This is a genomic window from Pantoea sp. B550 (assembly GCF_024158165.1).
In the GTDB taxonomy this organism is placed as follows: domain Bacteria; phylum Pseudomonadota; class Gammaproteobacteria; order Enterobacterales; family Enterobacteriaceae; genus Pantoea; species Pantoea alfalfae.
This window is the reverse complement of the sequence record NZ_JAMYXI010000003.1, coordinates 2195255-2215184: the sequence shown is the minus strand read 5'-3', so window position 1 is coordinate 2215184 and position 19930 is coordinate 2195255. Positions and strand designations below refer to the sequence as shown.

The window sequence follows — 19930 nt, the reverse complement described above, 5'->3', positions numbered from 1 at the left end:
GTGTTAAAGCGCGTTTTGCCAGCGCTGGAAAGCGGTTCGGTTAGAGGCAACCGCATCGGCCCAGCGGGTAGGTTCCGGCAACCGGTAACCGCGCGTACAGTTTTCGACCCACTGCAGCGCCGTATCCAGGCTGACACGATGACCGGTGGCGACAAACAGCGGATTACAACGCAGCTTGCTGCGCCATACCCAGCCTATCTGCTCACCTTTGTCGATCAGCGGCTGACGGCTGCCAGGCTGCGCATCCAGATCGTCAAAACGCCCGCAGAGACGACTTTTCGCAACACCAATAGTGGGCACATCGACCAGCAGGCCAAAATGCGATGCGACGCCCAGCCGTCTTGGATGCGAAATACCGTGTCCATCCACAAACAGCAGATCAGGCTTTTGCTCCAGCATCTGCCAGGCAGCCATCAGCGCCGGATATTCACGGAAGGAGAGAAAGCCCGGAATATAGGGCATGGTGGTCTCAACGCGCGCGATGCGATGCTCCACCAGTTTTAACGAGGGATATTCCAGTATCACCATCGCCGCCCGCGTGACGGTGCCGTCCTGCTCAAACCCAACGTCTGCCCCGCCAATAAAGCGGGGCGGCAGAACGTCAAAGTCATCTTCACGCACCACGTCAGCGGCGCGTTGTAACTGCTCAGCGCGAAGTGCGGCAATGTCCATAATTACTCCTGATGCCAGGGACGCGATAAACGATGCACAGCATCAACAAAGACACCGGCATTTTCGGGCGGAACGTCCTGATGAATGCCATGCCCCAGATTAAAGACATGACCAGTGCCTGAGCCAAAACGCTCCAGAATACCGGCCACCTCCTGCTCGATACGTTCAGGTGCCGCATAGAGCATAGAGGGATCCATGTTGCCCTGCAGCGCAACTTTGTCGCCTACGCGGCGGCGTGCATCATCAATATCGGTGGTCCAGTCGAGACCCAGCGCATCACAACCGGTGGCAGCCATCGCTTCCAGCCACTGTCCGCCGCCTTTGGTAAAGAGCGTCACCGGCACGCGGCGGCCGTCGTTTTCACGCAGCAGGCCATCGACAATCTTGTGCATGTAGTGCAGGGAGAATTCGCGATAGTCACGACCGGTCAGCACGCCGCCCCAGGTATCAAAGACCATGACGGACTGCGCTCCGGCGCGGATCTGAGCGTTGAGATAGAGGATGACGCTGTCGGCCAGCTTATCCAGCATCGCGTGCAGCGTCGCCGGATCGGCATACATCATCTTCTTAATTTTAGTAAAGGCCTTACTGCTGCCGCCTTCCACCATGTAGGTGGCCAGCGTCCACGGACTGCCTGAGAAGCCAATCAGCGGCAGATCGCCATTCAGGTTTTTACGGATGGTGCGGACCGCATTCATCACATAGCCCAGCTCCATTTCAGGATCGGGCACCGGCAAACGCTCAACGTCAGCGCGGCAGGTCACAGGATTAGAGAAACGCGGGCCTTCGCCGGTTTCAAAGTAGAGACCCAGTCCCATCGCATCCGGAATGGTCAGGATGTCACTGAAGAGGATGGCGGCATCCAGCGGATAACGGCGCAGCGGCTGCAGGGTCACTTCACAGGCCAGCTCGGCGTTTTTACACAGCGACATGAAATCACCCGCCTGGGCGCGTGTCGCTTTGTACTCCGGCAAATAGCGCCCGGCTTGTCGCATCATCCATACCGGCGTGACATCAACCGGCTGACGTAACAGGGCACGCAAATAACGATCGTTCTTCAGTTCACTCATCTCAACACTCTCTCAATAACAGGCGTGTAGTGTAGCACTTTCACGCTTCGGCGCGGCACAGGGCGACGGTATCTTCAATCAGGCGGCGCGCTACCGTGCCTGGCGGTGGCAGCAAAGGCAGCGCATCAAAACGGAACCAGGCGGCATCCAGCAGCTCTTTACCGTCATGTTGCAGATCGCCGCTGTCATACTCCGCCATGAACGCCGTCATCAGCGATTGCGGGAAGGGCCAAGGCTGGGAGGTCACGTAACGGACGTTTTTGACGCGGATATTGCTCTCTTCCATCACTTCCCGGGCAACGGCCTGCTCCAGCGTCTCGCCGACCTCCACAAAACCGGCCAGCACGGTGTAGACCTTGTTGCGATGGCGGGCATGATTCGCCAGCAGGATTTCATCGCCGCGACGGATAGCCACAATGATGCAGGGCGCGATCTGCGGATAGTAACGCTCACGGCAATGACTGCAGAGACAGGCAAATTCATGTTTGCTGTGGTGCATCTCATGTCCGCAGTAGCCGCACCAGCGATGAGAGCGGTAGAACTCCGCCAGCTGTACACCGCGACCCACCAGCTGAAACAGCGCCACATCCTGATCGATCAGCTGTCGCACGGAGAACATATCGGAGGAACGCGGCTCACAAATCAGCCAGACTTTTTCGCCCTGCCATTCACCAATGGTCCGGGCCTTACTGCCAGTTAAACCGAATTTTTCGGCGTTTCCGTGGGGTAAATCACCTTGTGGCAACCAAAGTTTTTGTTCATGGCTGACAATCCACCATCCAGCGTCTACGCTTGAGATTTCGCATTGCATTTATTTCGTCATCCTTAGCGTCAACTCGCACGCTGAAGCCCTGATGTTAAGTGTGTAGATAAACAACTATAACTCACATGGAGTTAGATATGCTTAACCAGTTAGACGTCCTGGCTGAACGCGTAGGTGGCAGTAATGAACTGGTCGATTCGTGGCTTGAAGCGCGTCGCCAGCTACTGGTGACCTATTATCACCTGGTCGGTCTTAAACCTAAAAAAGAGGCGCTGACGCGTCTTGATGAGCAGGCACTCGACAACTTCTGTCACGGCCTGGTCGACTATCTTTCTGCCGGTCACTTCAGTATCTATGAGCGCGTGATCAGTGAAATGAGTGGCGACAGCCCGATGATCGCCGCCGCGCAGATCTACCCTCCGCTGGAGGCAAACACTGAGCGTCTGATGCAGCTGTATGACGGTCACCTGCAGCAGGCCATTGATGATGAAAACTGCATGACCTTCCAGCAGGCTCTCTCCGAAGTGGGTGAAGTGCTGGAATCACGCTTTACGCTGGAAGATAAGCTGATTCAGCTGGCCTGGGATAACCAGCTTGCTACGCCACCAGTGGCGAATGACAGCCAAATCGCGCGTCCGGCTTAGTGGTTAACAATGGCAAAGGGCTTGAGATTATCCTGTAGCCCTTTTATGCTGAACAGGTTCTGAGGAGCGCTCTCCAAAGAACCTTTTTTATTTTAGCTTTGAAATGTGAGGTTTTTACGCCCGAGTCTGTTATCAGACACCCGCGAAAAAACCGCTTCTTGTCGGAGTGCCCAGTTGGGCTGAGACCGTTAATTCGGGATCCGCGGAACCTGACCAGGTTAGAACCTGCGTAGGGAACAAGAGTAAAACTTCTCTGTATGCCAGCATGCCTGTGCTGTCTATACGGTTACTCCTTCCGAACTCCGGACAAGCATCGTTCCCCCTTAACAGGAAGATTGCTATGTCTGACCCAAAAATGTCCCGTCGTGAACAGCGTACCCAGGCGCAGGAATTTATCGATTCCCTGCAAAGCGGCAGTGCTTTTCCTCAGTCCCGTCGCGTCTGGATTACCGGTAGCCGGGAAGATATTCGCGTGCCGATGCGTGAAATCACCCTAAGCCCGACCCATATCGGCGGCAGCAAAGAACAGCCTCTCTATGAGCAAAATGAAGCGGTGCCGGTCTATGATACGGCAGGTGCGTATGGCGATCCCGCGGCACAGATTGATGTGCATCGCGGTCTGGAAAAGCTGCGCGCACGCTGGATTGCTGAACGCGACGACAGTGAGCTTCTTGAGCAGAACAGCTCGGGCTATACCCAGCAGCGACTGGCTGACGAGGGGCTGGATCATCTGCGCTTCGATCACCTGCCAACACCGCGCCGCGCCCGTGCAGGCCGCCGTGTCACGCAACTGCACTATGCCCGTCAGGGCATGATTACCCCGGAGATGGAGTTCATCGCCCTGCGGGAAAACATGGGCCGTGAGCGAATCCGCAGTGAGGTGCTGCTGCAACAGCATCCGGGGCACAGTTTTGGCGCGCATCTGCCCGCCGATATCACACCCGAGTTTGTCCGTCAGGAGGTCGCTGACGGACGCGCCATTATCCCTGCCAATATCAATCATCCTGAATCGGAGCCGATGATCATTGGCCGTAACTTCCTCGTCAAGGTCAATGCCAACATCGGTAACTCGGCAGTCACCTCTTCTATCGAGGAAGAAGTAGAAAAGCTGGTGTGGTCGACCCGCTGGGGTGCCGACACGGTGATGGATCTCTCTACCGGTCGCTATATTCATGAAACGCGAGAATGGATTTTGCGAAACAGCCCGGTGCCCATCGGGACCGTGCCGATCTATCAGGCGCTGGAAAAAGTGAATGGCGTGGCCGAGGCGCTGAACTGGGAAATATTCCGGGACACGCTGCTGGAGCAGGCGGAACAGGGCGTCGATTACTTCACTATTCACGCGGGCGTACTGCTGCGTTATGTCCCGATGACGGCGAAACGCCTCACGGGAATTGTCTCGCGGGGTGGCTCGATCATGGCGAAATGGTGCCTGTCCCACCATCAGGAGAGCTTCCTGTATGAGCACTTCCGCGAGATTTGTGAAATCTGCGCCGCTTACGATGTCTCCCTGTCGCTGGGCGATGGTCTGCGTCCGGGTTCCATTCAGGATGCCAACGATGAGGCGCAGTTTGCCGAACTGCGTACCCTGGGCGAACTGACGCGTATTGCCTGGGAGTATGACGTTCAGGTGATGATTGAAGGTCCGGGACATGTGCCGATGCATATGATCCGCCGTAATATGACTGAACAGCTCGATCTGTGCAATGAAGCTCCCTTCTACACGCTTGGGCCGCTGACCACTGATATCGCGCCCGGCTACGACCATTTCACCTCGGGAATCGGTGCCGCCATGATTGGCTGGTTTGGTTGTGCCATGCTGTGCTACGTCACGCCCAAAGAGCATCTGGGTCTGCCGAACAAAGAGGACGTGAAGCAGGGGTTGATCACCTACAAAATTGCGGCGCATGCTGCCGATCTGGCGAAAGGCCACCCTGGAGCGCAGATCCGTGATAACGCCATGTCTAAAGCACGCTTTGAATTCCGCTGGGAAGATCAGTTTAACCTTGCGCTGGATCCCCATACGGCGCGGGCAATGCATGATGAAACCCTGCCGCAGGAGTCAGGCAAGGTGGCCCATTTCTGCTCAATGTGCGGCCCTAAATTCTGCTCGATGAAAATTTCCCAGGAGGTGCGCGAGTTTGCGGCACGCCAGGATGCCCGTGCCGAGCCGGTTGAAGTGGGCATGGCGCAGGTGTCAGATCGTTTCCGCAGCCGCGGCGGTGAGCTCTATCATCCCGCCGATGCCATTAAGGAGGAGTAACGATGCCCGCATTTCCCGCTACCGTCCCGCGCCTGGGACTTTATCCGGTGGTTGATAGCCCCGAGTGGATCGAACGCCTGCTTGAAACGGGCGTTCGCACGATGCAGTTGCGCATCAAAGATCGGCCTGATGAGGTCGCCGAACCCGCCATTGCTCAGGCGATTGCGTTAGGTAAACGCTACGACGCCCGCCTGTTTATCAATGACTACTGGCAGCTGGCGATTAAACATCAGGCTTATGGCGTACATCTGGGTCAGGAGGATCTCGATGTCGCCGATCTTGCTCGCATTCATCAGGCAGGATTGCGTCTGGGGCTCTCCACCCATGACGATGCGGAACTGGATCGCGCTCTGGCAATCCAGCCCTCTTACATCGCACTTGGGCATATTTTCCCGACGCAGACCAAAGAGATGCCTTCTTCGCCGCAGGGCATTGAGCAGCTGAAACGGCATCTGACACGGCTGACGCATATTCCCACCGTGGCGATTGGTGGTATCTCGATTGCGCGGGCACCCGAGGTGCTGGCCACCGGCGTCGGCAGCATTGCGGTGGTGAGTGCCATTACTCAGGCAGATGACTGGCGTGCCGCAACGCGCACCCTTCTGGCGCTGGCAGGACCAGGCGACTAAGCATTTATGGAACCTGTCGCGCATAGCGGCTGCAAAATCGGTAAAGCCAGCATTATTCCGGGAAAGTGCCGCGCAAAGGTGCATGTTGCCGCTGGCGTGCTGTGATCCAAAACTTTAACGTGGCATCCGTCAGGTTAAGGTTATCTGACCAGGGCCGGATCCCTCCTCTTGCCGGCCCTGCTTCTTCTCTTCGCTATGCGAGCGTGGAGGCTGAAGCCTGGGTCTCATGCTGGCACGAGAGCATGGCGCGCTCGACGGCCGCACCCACCCGCGCCAGCGCCTGTTCAGTCTGCTCGTTGATCGGCAGCCCGTAGTTTAAGCGCAGACAGTTACGGTATTTCCCCGACGCTGAAAACAGTGAACCCACAGCAATCTGAATTTTTGACTCGCGCAGTTCCCGGTTAAGACGAACCGCATCAAACGCTTCGGGAAGTTCTATCCACATCAGAAAACCGCCCTGAGGACGGGAAACGCAGATGCCGCAGGGAAAGTAGTGGCGTACCCAGCAGCTAAAAGTTTCATAGTTACGATGATAGAGTTGCCGCATCCGGCGCAGATGAGGCTGATAATGGCCCTGACGGATAAACTCGGAGACCGCATGCTGAGGCTGTGTGGCGGTGGAGCCGGTGACGATATATTTCATGTGCAGCACGCGGTCACGATAGCGGCCTGGTGCAACCCAGCCAACGCGTAAACCTGGCGCCAGCGTTTTCGAAAAGGAGCTGCACAGCAGCACCCGGCCATCGAGATCCAGCGATTTGATGGTAGGCGGACGCGGATATTCCCAGGCTAACTCACCATAGACATCATCTTCAATCACTGCCGCGTCAAACCGCTGCGCCAGCACCAGCAAAGCCCGCTTACGCGGCTCAGACATGATAAATCCCAGCGGATTATTGCAGTTCGGCACAACAACAACCGCTTTAATCGGCCATTGATCAAAGGCCAGCTCCAGCGCTTCCAGACTGATGCCGGTGACTGCATCGGTTGGGATCTCGATGGCACGAATGCCAAAGCCGCGCAGAGTTTGCATAATGCCGTGAAACGACGGTGATTCAACGGCAATGATATCCCCCGGCTCGCAGACTGCACGTACGGCGACCGATAATGCTTCATGACAGCCGGTAGTAATGACAATGTCATCGGCGGTGAGCTGGCAGCCGCTGTCTATCGCCAGCCGTGCAACCTGTTGCCGCAAAGCGAGCACACCATATAGACTGTCATAATTCAGCAGCGCCATGTCCTGCTTCTGCACCTGGCGGCTGAAAGCTTTCCACAGTGGCTTAAGCGTCGGCTGGGTCAGATCGGGCATGCCGCTGCCCAGCTGCAAAACATCATCTTCCAGACGGCTGTTAATCAGCTCCAGCACCGCATCCCACTGTGTCACCTCAACCGGCCGCTGTGCGGGGCGGGTCAGCGCCGGGATCGGCGGCGTTGCTTTGCGTGACGCCACAAAATAGCCGGAGCGCGACTGCGGCGTAATCATCTGCTTCTCTTCCAGCAGATGATAAGCCTGCTGCACGGTACTGATACTGACGCCATGCTCCGTACTCAGACTGCGTACTGAAGGCAGGCGCTCACCGCTGCGATATAAGCCTTGTTCGATACGCTGAGCCAGCAGCGTAGCCAGATGTTCATAGCGGGTCATTGTATCTCCACAGGCTCAGAGGCTGAGCAGTAACCAGTACAGTTCCGACTCTTTTTTACCATTCAGATCGTACTGACGGCAATCTGTATGTTAAATAAAAGTGATTTTTGCGTCTGTATCATACAGAGCGATCCACTGAAAATGGTCCTCAGACACTTCACTGAGGGCACTATCATGGGATATGACGAGAATCGCGCAGCTAAACCGTTTACAGGCACGCCTTACCACCTGGTTCGTTATCTGTGGCGCAGTTACAAACGCTGGCAGCTGCGGCGTGAGACACGCCTCATCCTGTCGAAGTTAAGCGACAGTCAGCTGAAAGATATTGGTATCAGCCGCAGTGACTGGAATGGCTGAATCTGAGACAAAAAAAAACCCTGCCGAGGCAGGGTTTTTATCAGGCAAAGGACGATTAATCGTCTTTGTTGCCGCCGAGACCGGCGTTCAACAGTTCAGCCAGGCTGGCTGAGGCTTCATCCGCAGTCACCTGCGGTGCAACCGGAACTTCACCTGCCGCTTTGCGGCGCATACGATCCTGATGGTACGCATAACCGGTACCGGCTGGGATCAGACGACCCACGATGACGTTCTCTTTCAGGCCGCGCAGTTCATCGCGCTTGCCTGCTACTGCTGCTTCGGTCAGGACACGTGTGGTCTCCTGGAACGAGGCTGCAGAGATGAACGATTCGGTTGCCAGTGACGCTTTGGTAATACCCAGCAGGTCACGCATGAAGGTTGCGCCGACTTTTCCGTTCGCTTCCAGATCACGGTTAGAGATCTTGATGCGAGAGAATTCAGCCTGCTCACCTTCCAGGAAGTCTGCACTTCCTGCGCTCACGATGGTTGCTTTACGCAGCATCTGACGAACGATGACTTCGATGTGCTTATCGTTAATCTTAACGCCCTGCAGACGGTAAACTTCCTGCACTTCGTTAGTGATGTAACGGGTCACCGCATGCACGCCACGCAAGCGCAGGATGTCATGTGGAGACTCTGGGCCATCGGAAACCACGTCACCGCGCTCAACACGTTCACCTTCGAACACGTTCAGCTGACGCCATTTCGGAATCATCTCTTCGTATGGCTCACTGCCATCCAGCGGAGTAATGACCAGACGACGCTTACCTTTGGTCTCTTTACCGAAGGAGATGATGCCGCTGATCTCCGCCAGAATAGCTGGCTCTTTCGGACGACGCGCTTCGAACAGATCAGCAACGCGTGGCAGACCACCGGTAATATCCTTGGTACCGCCAGATTCCTGTGGAACACGCGCTAACGTGTCACCGGCACTGATCTTAACGCCATCTTCCAGCTGAACAATCGCTTTACCTGGCAGGAAGTACTGAGCCGGCATGTCGGTGCCCGGGATCAGAACGTCGTTGCCGTTGGCATCAACAATTTTCAGCGCAGGACGCAGATCTTTACCGCCTGCAGTACGTTCAGCACTGTCCAGAACCACCAGTGAAGACAGACCGGTTAAATCATCTGTCTGACGGGTAATCGTCTGGCCATCAACCATATCCGTGAAGCGAATGAAACCGCCCACTTCGGTGATAACTGGCATGGTATGCGGATCCCAGTTTGCGACGGTTTCGCCCGCTGCAACCTGCTCACCATCACCTTTCGCCATGGTAGAACCGTAAGGAACTTTATAGCTCTCTTTGGTACGACCGAATTCGTCGATCATTTTCAGTTCAACGTTACGCGAGGTGATCACCAGCTTGCCTGCCGAGTTCGTTACCGACTTGGCGTTGGTCAGCTTGATGGTACCTTTGTTCTTCACCTGAATGCTGGATTCAGCAGCCGCACGTGATGCCGCACCACCGATGTGGAACGTACGCATCGTCAGCTGTGTACCTGGCTCACCGATGGACTGTGCCGCGATAACACCGATCGCTTCACCTTTGTTGATGATGTGACCACGTGCCAGGTCGCGACCGTAGCAATGCGCGCACACACCAAAGTCGGTTTCACAACCTACCACCGAGCGGACTTTAAGGCTGTCGACTGAGTTCAGTTCCAGCACGTCACACCAGTGCTCATCGAGCAGCGTGTTGCGTGGGACCAGAATATCAGCAGTACCCGGCTTCAGAACGTCTTCAGCAGTCACACGGCCCAGTACACGTTCACGCAGTGGCTCTTTAACGTCGCCACCTTCAATGACAGGCGTCATCATGATGCCTTCGTGTGTACCACAGTCATCTTCGGTAACTACCAGATCCTGGGCAACGTCAACCAGACGACGCGTCAGATAACCGGAGTTCGCTGTTTTCAGTGCGGTATCCGCCAGGCCTTTACGTGCACCGTGGGTTGAGATGAAGTACTGGAGTACGTTCAACCCTTCACGGAAGTTCGCCGTGATTGGTGTTTCGATGATGGAGCCATCTGGCTTCGCCATCAGACCACGCATACCGGCCAGCTGACGAATCTGTGCAGCAGAACCACGCGCACCGGAGTCAGCCATCATAAAGATGCTGTTAAAGGAAACCTGACGCTCTTCTTCGCCGTCGCGGTTAATCACGACTTCGGTAGAGAGGTTTTCCATCATCGCCTTGGCAACACGTTCGTTGGCTGCGGCCCAGATATCGATGACTTTGTTATAACGTTCGCCTGCGGTTACCAGACCAGACTGGAACTGCTCCTGGATCTCAGCCACTTCTGCTTCCGCTTCGGTGATGATTTCCACTTTCTTCTCTGGAATAACCATGTCGTCGATACCGACTGACGCGCCTGAACGGGCAGCGTAAGCGAAACCGGTGTACATGGTCTGGTCAGCAAAGATAACGGTCGGCTTCAGGCCCAGAATGCGGTAACAGGTGTTAAGCATTTTGGAGATAGCTTTTTTGCCCAGCGCCTGGTTAACGATGGAGAAAGGCAGACCTTTTGGCACGATCATCCACAGGATGGCACGGCCAATCGTAGTATCGATGATGCTGGTTTTAGCAACCCACTCATCCTGCTCATTCTTCTCGTGTTCGGTGATACGCACCTTAACGCGAGCATGCAGAGAGGCGAGGCCGGCGCGATAAATACGCTCAGCTTCTTTCGGGCCAGTCAGCACCATGCCTTCGCCTTTGGCGTTAACACAGTCACGGGTCATGTAATACAGACCCAGTACAACGTCCTGAGAAGGAACGATGATTGGCTCGCCGTTCGCAGGTGACAGGATGTTGTTGGTCGACATCATCAGCGCACGCGCTTCCAGCTGGGCTTCCAGCGTCAGCGGTACGTGAACAGCCATCTGGTCACCATCGAAGTCGGCGTTATAAGCCGCACAAACCAGCGGGTGCAGCTGGATCGCTTTACCTTCAATCAGAACCGGTTCAAAGGCCTGAATACCCAGACGGTGCAGCGTAGGCGCACGGTTCAGCAGAACCGGGTGCTCACGGATCACTTCGTCGAGGATATCCCAGACAACGGCTTCTTCGCGCTCAACCATTTTCTTCGCGGCTTTGATGGTGGTGGCCAGGCCACGCAGTTCCAGCTTGCCGTAAATGAACGGTTTGAACAGTTCGAGTGCCATTTTCTTCGGCAGACCGCACTGATGCAGACGCAGGTATGGACCAACGGTGATAACCGAACGACCAGAATAGTCGACACGTTTACCCAGCAGGTTCTGACGGAAACGACCCTGCTTACCTTTGATCATGTCAGCCAGCGATTTCAGCGGACGCTTGTTGGAACCGGTGATCGCACGACCGCGACGACCGTTGTCCAGCAGTGCATCGACCGCTTCCTGCAACATACGCTTTTCGTTGCGCACGATGATATCTGGCGCAGCCAGATCCAGCAGGCGCTTCAGACGGTTGTTACGGTTGATCACGCGACGATACAGATCGTTCAGATCCGACGTGGCGAAACGACCACCATCCAGCGGTACCAGCGGACGCAGGTCCGGTGGCAGAACAGGCAGCACGGTCAGGATCATCCACTCTGGCTTGTTGCCAGACTGGACGAACGCTTCCAGCAGCTTGATGCGCTTAGTCAGTTTTTTACGTTTGGTTTCGGAGTTAGTTTCGTTCAGCTCTTCACGCAGCTGCTCGCACTCCTGCTCCAGATCCATGTTTTTCAACAGGGCCTGGATTGCTTCGGCGCCCATTTTGGCGTCGAACTCGTCACCGAACTCTTCCAGAGCGTCAAGGTACTGCTCTTCAGTCAGGATCTGACGCTTCTCGAGGTTGGTCATGCCACCTTCGATTACCACGTAAGATTCAAAGTAGAGCACGCGCTCGATGTCACGCAGTGGCATATCCAGCAGTAAGCCGATACGCGATGGCAGTGACTTCAGGAACCAGATGTGCGCAGTCGGCGACGCCAGTTCGATGTGGCCCATACGCTCACGGCGTACTTTAGTCTGGGTCACTTCAACGCCGCACTTCTCACAAATCACACCACGGTGTTTGAGGCGCTTGTACTTGCCGCACAGGCACTCATAGTCCTTTACCGGCCCGAAGATACGGGCACAGAACAGACCATCGCGCTCTGGCTTAAAAGTACGGTAGTTAATGGTTTCTGGCTTTTTCACTTCACCAAAAGACCAGGAACGGATCATGTCTGGCGAAGCCAGCGCAATTTTGATCGCATCAAACTCTTCGGTCTTAGTTTGCGCTTTCAGAAACTTAAGTAAGTCTTTCACGGATTAGCTCCCGTCGGAGTGAGACTCAGGGGGCGTCCAACCGAAATTGAACGCCCCGTAACCAGTACAATTGCGAGCGCTTTAAACCCTGCGCTTTCAGGCGGCGGTAAGCCGCATGAAAAGGGGTTACTCGTCTTCCAGCTCGATGTTGATACCCAGCGAGCGAATCTCTTTCAACAGTACGTTGAAGGATTCCGGCATGCCCGGTTCCATCTGATGGTTACCGTCAACGATGTTTTTATACATCTTGGTACGGCCGTTGACGTCATCAGACTTAACGGTAAGCATTTCCTGCAGGGTATACGCGGCACCGTATGCTTCCAGTGCCCATACTTCCATCTCACCAAAGCGCTGACCACCGAACTGCGCCTTACCACCCAGCGGCTGCTGAGTAACCAGGCTGTAGGAACCGGTAGAACGTGCATGCATCTTGTCATCAACCAGGTGGTTAAGTTTCAGCATGTACATGTAGCCAACGGTTACCTGACGTTCGAACTGCTCACCGGTACGGCCGTCAAACAGGGTAATCTGACCGGAAGAAGGCAGGCCGCCGAGCTGCAGCAGCTCTTTGATCTCGCTCTCTTTCGCACCATCAAACACCGGCGTGGCGATTGGCATACCTTTCTTCAGGTTCTCAGCCAGACGCAGTACTTCGTCATCGGAGAAGGTGTTCAGATCAACTCGCTGACGCAGATCGGTACCCAGGTCATAGGCGCGCTGGATGAATTCGCGCAGCTTCGCGACTTCTTCCTGCTTCTTCAGCATGGCGTTAATTTTCTCGCCGATACCTTTCGCTGCCATACCCAGGTGCGTTTCCAGAATCTGACCGATGTTCATACGCGATGGTACGCCCAGCGGGTTCAGAACGATGTCAACCGGCGTACCGTTTTCATCGTAAGGCATATCTTCGATCGGGTTGATCTTGGAGATAACACCTTTGTTACCGTGACGGCCTGCCATTTTGTCACCCGGCTGAATCTGACGCTTAACAGCCAGATAAACCTTAACGATTTTCAGCACGCCTGGTGCCAGATCATCGCCCTGGGTGATCTTACGACGCTTACCTTCGAGTTTTTTCTCAAACTCGTGCTTCAGTTCGTCGTACTGCTCTGCCAGCTGCTCCAGCTGGTTTTGCTTGGCTTCGTCAGTCAGACCCAGTTCCAGCCAGCGCTCGCGCGGCAGCTTGTCCAGTTTGTCTGCTTCAACGCCACCTGAAATCAGTACGTTCTGGATACGGCTGAACAGGCCCGCTTCCAGAATCTGCAGTTCTTCAGACAGGTCTTTTTTGGCCTGCTTCAGCTGCATCTCTTCGATTTCAAGCGCACGTTTGTCTTTTTCCACGCCATCGCGGGTAAAGACCTGAACGTCGATCACGGTACCTGACACGCCATTCGGCACGCGCAGTGACGAATCTTTCACGTCAGAGGCTTTCTCACCGAAGATAGCGCGCAGCAGTTTTTCTTCTGGCGTCAGCTGGGTTTCACCTTTCGGTGTTACCTTACCAACCAGAATGTCGCCGCCGGTCACTTCAGCACCGATGTAGACGATGCCTGACTCATCCAGTTTAGAGAGTGCAGCTTCACCCACGTTCGGGATATCAGCAGTGATCTCTTCCGGCCCCAGTTTGGTGTCACGCGACACGCAAGCCAGTTCCTGAATGTGGATAGTCGTAAAGCGATCTTCCTGAACCACGCGCTCGGAGACCAGGATGGAGTCTTCGAAGTTGTAGCCGTTCCACGGCATGAACGCTACGCGCATGTTCTGGCCCAGTGCCAGTTCACCCAGATCGGTGGACGGGCCATCTGCCAGCACGTCGCCGCGCTCAACCGGCTCACCCAGAGAAACACATGGCATCTGGTTGATGCAGGTGTTCTGGTTAGAACGGGTATATTTGGTCAGGTTGTAAATGTCGATACCGGCTTCGCCAGCATGCATTTCGTCTTCGTTAACTTTGATAACGATACGTGATGCGTCGACGTACTGTACGGTACCGCCACGTTTCGCCACGGCTGTTACACCGGAGTCAACGGCAACAGCACGTTCCATACCGGTACCAACCAGCGGCTTATCAGCACGCAGAGTCGGAACGGCCTGACGTTGCATGTTCGCACCCATCAGGGCGCGGTTGGCGTCATCGTGTTCCAGGAACGGGATCAGGGATGCACCGACAGAAACCACCTGCTGGGTGGAAACGTCCATGTAGTCAACCTGATCGCGGCTGAACAGACTTGATTCGCCTTTGCTACGGCAGGTGACCAGGTCATCAACAAACGCGCCGTTGTCATCCAGAGGGGCGTTCGCCTGAGCGATAACGTAGTTACCCTCTTCGATAGCAGAGAGGTAGTGAATCTCGTCAGAAACCAGACCGTCAATAACGCGGCGATAAGGTGTCTCAAGGAAACCGTACTCATTGGTCTGTGCATAGACAGACAAGGAGTTGATCAGACCGATGTTCGGACCTTCAGGGGTTTCGATTGGGCAGACACGACCGTAGTGCGTTGGGTGTACGTCACGCACTTCGAAACCGGCACGCTCACGCGTCAAACCACCCGGGCCGAGAGCAGAGATACGACGTTTATGCGTAATCTCTGACAGCGGGTTGTTCTGATCCATAAACTGAGAAAGCTGGCTTGAACCAAAGAACTCTTTCACGGCAGCCGAAATCGGCTTCGCGTTGATCATGTCCTGTGGCATCAGCGTATCAAGGTCGCCCAGAGACAGACGCTCTTTAACCGCACGCTCAACACGTACCAGACCGACACGGAACTGGTTCTCAGCCATTTCACCCACTGAACGAATACGACGGTTACCGAGGTGGTCGATATCGTCCACTTCGCCTTTACCGTTACGGATGTCGATCAGCTTCTTCATGACTTCGATGATGTCATCTTTGCTCAGGATGCCTGAACCTTCGATTTCATCACGCAGCAATGAGCGGTTGAACTTCATACGACCGACCGCAGACAGATCGTAACGATCTTCTGAGAAGAACAGGTTCTCAAACAGGTTCTCTGCAGCTTCGCGTGTTGGCGGCTCACCAGGACGCATCATGCGGTAGATCTCAACCAGTGCGCTCAGGCGATCGCTGGTTGGGTCGACACGCAGGGTCTCGGACATATATGGACCATGGTCCAGATCGTTGGTGAACAGCGTTTCGATGCGCTTGTGACCGGACTGGCTCAGTTTAGCCAGCAGATCCAGCGACAGTTCCATGTTCGCTGCAACAATCAGCTCACCGGTGCTCTCATCGATGTAATCTTTAGCGACCACTTTGCCCGCGATATATTCAACCGGGACTTCGATGTGCTGAATGCCATCTTTTTCCAGCTGACGAATATGGCGCGCAGTAATGCGGCGACCTTTTTCGACGTAGACGGTGCCGTTCGCTTCAATATCGAAGGTAGCGGTTTCACCGCGCAGGCGCTCAGGCACCAGCTCCATCTGCAGCTTATTGTCACGGATTTCAAACACGACTTTCTCGAAGAAAATATCGAGGATCTGAGGTGTAGTGAACTGTAACGCGCGCAGGATGATTGTGGCCGGCAGCTTACGACGACGGTCAATACGGACAAACAGGTTATCTTTCGGGTCAAACTCAAAGTCGAGCCATGAACCGCGGTAAGGGATGATACGTGCGTTGTACAGCACTTTACCCGATGAGTGGGTTTTACCCTTATCGCTATCAAAGAACACGCCGGGACTACGGTGCAGCTGAGAAACGATAACGCGCTCGGTACCATTGATAACAAAGGTACCGTTGTCGGTCATGAGCGGGATTTCGCCCATGTAGACTTCTTGTTCTTTAATGTCTTTTACGGTGCCTTCTGGCGCTTCGCGCTCATAGATCACCAGACGCAGTTTCACGCGCAGCGGTGCCGAATAGGTCACGCCACGGATCTGACACTCTTTCACGTCAAAGACAGGTTCACCCAGGCGGTAGCTGACATACTGCAACTCAGAGTTGCCGCTGTAGCTCGCAATAGGGAATACAGAGCGGAATGCAGCTTCCAGTCCGTACTGACCTTCTGGATCTTGCTCGATAAACTTCTGGAACGAGTCGAGCTGGATGGAAAGGAGATAAGGTATGTCCAGTACTTGCGGACGTTTACCAAAATCCTTACGAATACGTTTTTTCTCGGTATAGGAGTAAACCATAGGGTTCCTCAGCTAGCTGACAAGTCGACCCACGCTGTCCGTCCTGACAGGACAGTTCATGCAACACGATTTTGTTTGATTCACTGGCTGCGCGGCAGCAGTGCAATACCTCTTTCTATCACGCTTAAATCATTTCATCGCTTTTGAGAAGGCAGGGAACCCGCACAGGAAAGCGGTATATTAAGTCGTCGATAGAGAAAGATATTGAAGAGCAACAATGGACAAACAGTGTGAAACCCCATTGAGACCCTGTAGCGCAAAAAGGCTGGTGACCAAAAAGTCACCAGCCATCAGCCTGAAACTACTCAGACTGCAACCCGAAGGCTGTCTTACTTAACTTCAACTTCAGCGCCAGCTTCTTTCAGAGCAGCTTCAAGTGCAGCTGCGTCATCTTTGCTGATGCCTTCTTTGATTACGCCAGTTGCTTCAACCAGGTCTTTGGCTTCTTTCAGGCCCAGACCAGTTGCAGTACGTACAGCTTTGATGACTGCTACTTTGTTCGCGCCAACAGCTTTCAGTACGACGTCGAATTCAGTTTTTTCTTCAACAGCTTCAGCCGGGCCCGCAGCAACAGCTACAGCAGCAGCAGCAGAAACGCCGAATTTTTCTTCCATAGCAGAAACCAGCTCAACAACTTCCATTACGGACATCGCTGCAACAGCTTCCAGAATTTGGTCTTTAGTGATAGACATGACAATTGTTCCTAAGAATCAGAAAAAGTTTATACGTAAGCAGTTACGAAGAAAAGAATAAGGCCTTAAGCCGCTTCTTTTGCATCGCGTACAGCAGCCAGAGTGCGGACCAGTTTGCCAGCAGCGGCTTCTTTCATGGTCGACATCAGACGTGCCAGTGCTTCTTCGTAGGTCGGCAGCGTTGCCAGACGGTCAATATTGGCCGCCGTGATCAGCTCACCTTCAAAGGCTGCAGCTTTGACCTCAAATTTTGCATTCGCTTTCGCGAAATCTTTGAACAGACGAGCAGCAGCGCCCGGGTGTTCCATAGAATATGCAATCAGGGTCGGACCAACAAACGTGTCTTTCAGGCACTCAAACTGAGTACCTTCAACGACGCGGCGCAGCAGGGTGTTACGAACAACACGCATGTAAACGCCAGCTTCACGGCCTGCTTTACGCAGTTCGGTCATTTTATCAACGGTAACGCCACGGGAATCCGCAACAACCGCTGAAAGCGCACCTTTGGCTACTTCGCTGACTTCAGCAACAATCGCTTGTTTGTCTTGAAGATTTAATGCCATTAGCTTTTGCTCCTGGATTTGACCGGGAAAGGATTTCCCCGGAACTCACTTCACTTACTCACCCCGAGGGGTAATAAGCGCTCGAACACGGTGAGCAGAATCCAGCTAAGAAAAAATTCTTTTGGTTCTGTCACCGTCTACGCAGGGGATTAAGCGGAATACCCGGAGATAAACAGCGCCTGCGGTCTTGGACGGAGGCCAGGATAAGGCCTGGCTCCAACCTAAATTCTGTGCGACGCAGCAGAGTCAGAGGGAATGGCGATAAACGCAACAGTCGGTTCTGGCTCTCTGGTGTCCTGTTCTGCTAATAACAGAACAACGGGCGTAAGATTCTAGGTGAATTTTTCGCCCGTTTCAAGCAGCAATTAGTTTGCTGTTGCGTTCAAACCAGCCTGGTCAACGGCAACGCCGGCGCCCATGGTGGTTGAAAGGCTGACTTTCTTGATATACACGCCTTTAGCCTGTGATGGTTTAGCTTTTTTCAGCGCAACCAGCAGAGATTCCAGGTTTTCTTTCAGTTTGTCAGCGTCAAAGTCCACTTTACCGATGGTAGTGTGGATGATGCCGTTTTTGTCGTTACGATAACGAACCTGACCTGCTTTAGCGTTCTTAACCGCTTCAGCAACGTTAGGCGTTACAGTACCCACTTTCGGGTTTGGCATCAGGCCACGTGGACCCAGAATCTGGCCCAGCTGGCCAACAACGCGCATTGCATCCGGAGAAGCAATAACAACGTCAAAATTCATTTCGCCTTTCTTGATCTGATCAGCCAGGTCTTCCATGCCTACCAGCTCTGCGCCAGCTGCTTTAGCAGCTTCAGCGTTAGCGCCCTGGGCGAAGACAGCAACACGTACTGAACGACCAGTACCGTGTGGCAGAACGGTCGCGCCGCGAACGTTCTGATCAGATTTACGTGCATCGATGCCGAGGTTGACAGCAACGTCAACGCTTTCAACGAACTTGGCAGTTGCCAGTTCTTTCAGCAGAGCAACAGCTTCAGCAATGTCATACTGCTTGGTCGCGTCAACTTTGTCGCGAATTACGGTCATGCGCTTGGTCAGCTTAGCCATTTCTTAGTCCTCTACTACCAGGCCCATGGAACGAGCAGTACCTTCGATTGAGCGAGTCATCGCTTCAACGTCAGAACCAGTCATGTCCGCAGCTTTGGTTTCTGCGATTTCACGTACCTGAGCACGAGTCACTTTACCGACTTTATCTTTGTTCGGCTTACCAGAACCTGACTTGATGCCCGCTGCTTTTTTCAGCAGTACGGCAGCCGGAGGCGTTTTGGTAATGAAGGTGAAAGAACGGTCGCTGTATACGGTGATAACAACAGGAGTCGGCAGACCTTTTTCCAGAGATTCGGTCTTAGCGTTGAACGCTTTACAGAATTCCATGATGTTAACACCCTGCTGACCCAGAGCTGGACCAACCGGTGGACTTGGGTTCGCCATACCAGCTGCAACCTGCAGCTTGACGTAGGCTTGGACTTTCTTAGCCATGATATTTCCTCAATTGGGTTATAGCGCCTGTAAAGGCTCCCCGTGATAACGATTTATACGCTGTTGCCAGCGCATAAAAACAAAAGGCGCGAAATTGTAGTTAAATTTCGCGCCTGCTGCAACAGCTAATTTGTGAGCGGAAAGAGGTTAACCTTTCTCCACCTGACCGAAGTCGAGCTCAACTGGTGTTGCACGACCAAAGATGGATACGGATACCGTCAGGCGGCTCTTTTCGTAATCCACATCTTCAACCACACCGTTAAAGTCAGCGAACGGACCGTCATTAACACGAACCATTTCACCCGGTTCAAACAGCGTTTTAGGACGAGGCTTGTCGCCGACCTGCTGCAGACGATTCATGATCGCATCAACTTCTTTATCGCTGATAGGTGCAGGACGGTCAGAGGTACCGCCGATGAAACCCATCACGCGCGGGACGCTGCGTACTAAATGCCAGCTGGCGTCATTCATCACCATCTGAACCAGTACGTATCCCGGGAAAAACTTGCGCTCACTCTTACGACGCTGGCCACCACGGATTTCAACGACTTCTTCAGTCGGGACCATGACTTCACCAAACAGCTCTTCCATGTTGTGCAATTTGATATGCTCGCGCAGCGATTGGGCTACGCGGCCTTCAAAACCGGAAAACGCCTGTACGACGTACCAGCGTTTCTTTGGAGCTTCAGACAT

General features: G+C 54.1%; 15 protein-coding genes and 1 riboswitch. Of the genes, 4 read left to right on the top strand and 11 right to left on the bottom strand.

From position 1 onward, the window contains the following. Positions 1-3: 3 nt before the first annotated feature. From nfi to nudC, 3 genes are read right to left on the bottom strand one after another with little or no spacing between them, the layout of a single operon-like run. Positions 4-672, bottom strand: a complete 669-nt coding sequence (nfi, locus tag NIM72_RS13335; protein ID WP_161736287.1) for a deoxyribonuclease V — start codon at positions 670-672, stop codon at positions 4-6. A 2-nt stretch (positions 673-674) separates the two neighbouring features. Continuing rightward, entirely contained in the window at positions 675-1742 is a 1068-nt protein-coding gene (gene hemE, locus NIM72_RS13330; RefSeq protein ID WP_013359742.1) for a uroporphyrinogen decarboxylase, read from the bottom strand. A 40-nt stretch (positions 1743-1782) separates the two neighbouring features. Continuing rightward, a complete protein-coding gene (gene nudC / locus NIM72_RS13325) occupies positions 1783-2553 on the bottom strand; it encodes an NAD(+) diphosphatase (RefSeq protein ID WP_161736286.1) in 771 nt (256 codons plus the stop codon). A gap of 89 nt (positions 2554-2642) precedes the next feature. Here nudC and rsd point away from each other — a divergent pair, with 89 nt between their 5' ends. From rsd to thiE, 3 genes are all read left to right on the top strand, one after another. Next, entirely contained in the window at positions 2643-3149 is a 507-nt protein-coding gene (rsd, locus tag NIM72_RS13320) for a sigma D regulator (protein ID WP_161736285.1), read from the top strand. A gap of 152 nt (positions 3150-3301) precedes the next feature. Then, positions 3302-3402, top strand: a riboswitch (TPP riboswitch). An 87-nt stretch (positions 3403-3489) separates the two neighbouring features. Continuing rightward, a complete protein-coding gene (thiC, locus tag NIM72_RS13315) occupies positions 3490-5412 on the top strand; it encodes a phosphomethylpyrimidine synthase ThiC (RefSeq protein ID WP_305884806.1) in 1923 nt (640 codons plus the stop codon). A gap of 2 nt (positions 5413-5414) precedes the next feature. Continuing rightward, positions 5415-6041: a thiamine phosphate synthase gene (thiE, locus tag NIM72_RS13310; RefSeq protein WP_161736283.1), complete on the top strand. Its 627-nt coding sequence runs from the start codon at positions 5415-5417 to the stop codon at positions 6039-6041. A 193-nt stretch (positions 6042-6234) separates the two neighbouring features. Here thiE and NIM72_RS13305 read toward each other — a convergent pair whose 3' ends face one another. Then, positions 6235-7689 (bottom strand): PLP-dependent aminotransferase family protein, encoded by a 1455-nt coding sequence (locus NIM72_RS13305; RefSeq protein WP_222924735.1) that lies wholly within the window; start codon positions 7687-7689, stop codon positions 6235-6237. A gap of 174 nt (positions 7690-7863) precedes the next feature. Between NIM72_RS13305 and NIM72_RS13300 the strand changes: the two genes are divergently transcribed. After that, positions 7864-8046, top strand: a complete 183-nt coding sequence (locus NIM72_RS13300) for a DUF1127 domain-containing protein (protein ID WP_033734941.1) — start codon at positions 7864-7866, stop codon at positions 8044-8046. A 55-nt stretch (positions 8047-8101) separates the two neighbouring features. Here NIM72_RS13300 and rpoC read toward each other — a convergent pair whose 3' ends face one another. The 7 genes from rpoC to nusG form a co-directional block, all read right to left on the bottom strand. After that, positions 8102-12325 (bottom strand): DNA-directed RNA polymerase subunit beta', encoded by a 4224-nt coding sequence (gene rpoC, locus NIM72_RS13295; RefSeq protein ID WP_013359734.1) that lies wholly within the window; start codon positions 12323-12325, stop codon positions 8102-8104. Positions 12326-12451: 126 nt separating this feature from the next. Then, the gene (rpoB, locus tag NIM72_RS13290; RefSeq protein WP_013359733.1) at positions 12452-16480 is read right to left on the bottom strand and encodes a DNA-directed RNA polymerase subunit beta; all 4029 of its coding nucleotides are present in this window, start codon (positions 16478-16480) and stop codon (positions 12452-12454) included. A gap of 329 nt (positions 16481-16809) precedes the next feature. Further along, on the bottom strand, positions 16810-17172 hold the full coding sequence (gene rplL, locus NIM72_RS13285) for a 50S ribosomal protein L7/L12 (protein ID WP_009092660.1): 363 nt from the start codon (positions 17170-17172) through the stop codon (positions 16810-16812). 65 nt (positions 17173-17237) lie between these two features. Further along, a complete protein-coding gene (gene rplJ, locus NIM72_RS13280; RefSeq protein WP_003848098.1) occupies positions 17238-17735 on the bottom strand; it encodes a 50S ribosomal protein L10 in 498 nt (165 codons plus the stop codon). A gap of 365 nt (positions 17736-18100) precedes the next feature. Continuing rightward, positions 18101-18805 carry a 50S ribosomal protein L1 gene (gene rplA / locus NIM72_RS13275; RefSeq protein ID WP_010261038.1) on the bottom strand — a complete coding sequence of 235 codons (705 nt, stop codon included), beginning with the start codon at positions 18803-18805 and terminating at the stop codon, positions 18101-18103. A 3-nt stretch (positions 18806-18808) separates the two neighbouring features. Further along, positions 18809-19237 carry a 50S ribosomal protein L11 gene (gene rplK / locus NIM72_RS13270; RefSeq protein ID WP_006121495.1) on the bottom strand — a complete coding sequence of 143 codons (429 nt, stop codon included), beginning with the start codon at positions 19235-19237 and terminating at the stop codon, positions 18809-18811. 147 nt (positions 19238-19384) lie between these two features. Next, positions 19385-19930: a transcription termination/antitermination protein NusG gene (gene nusG / locus NIM72_RS13265; protein ID WP_013359732.1), complete on the bottom strand. Its 546-nt coding sequence runs from the start codon at positions 19928-19930 to the stop codon at positions 19385-19387.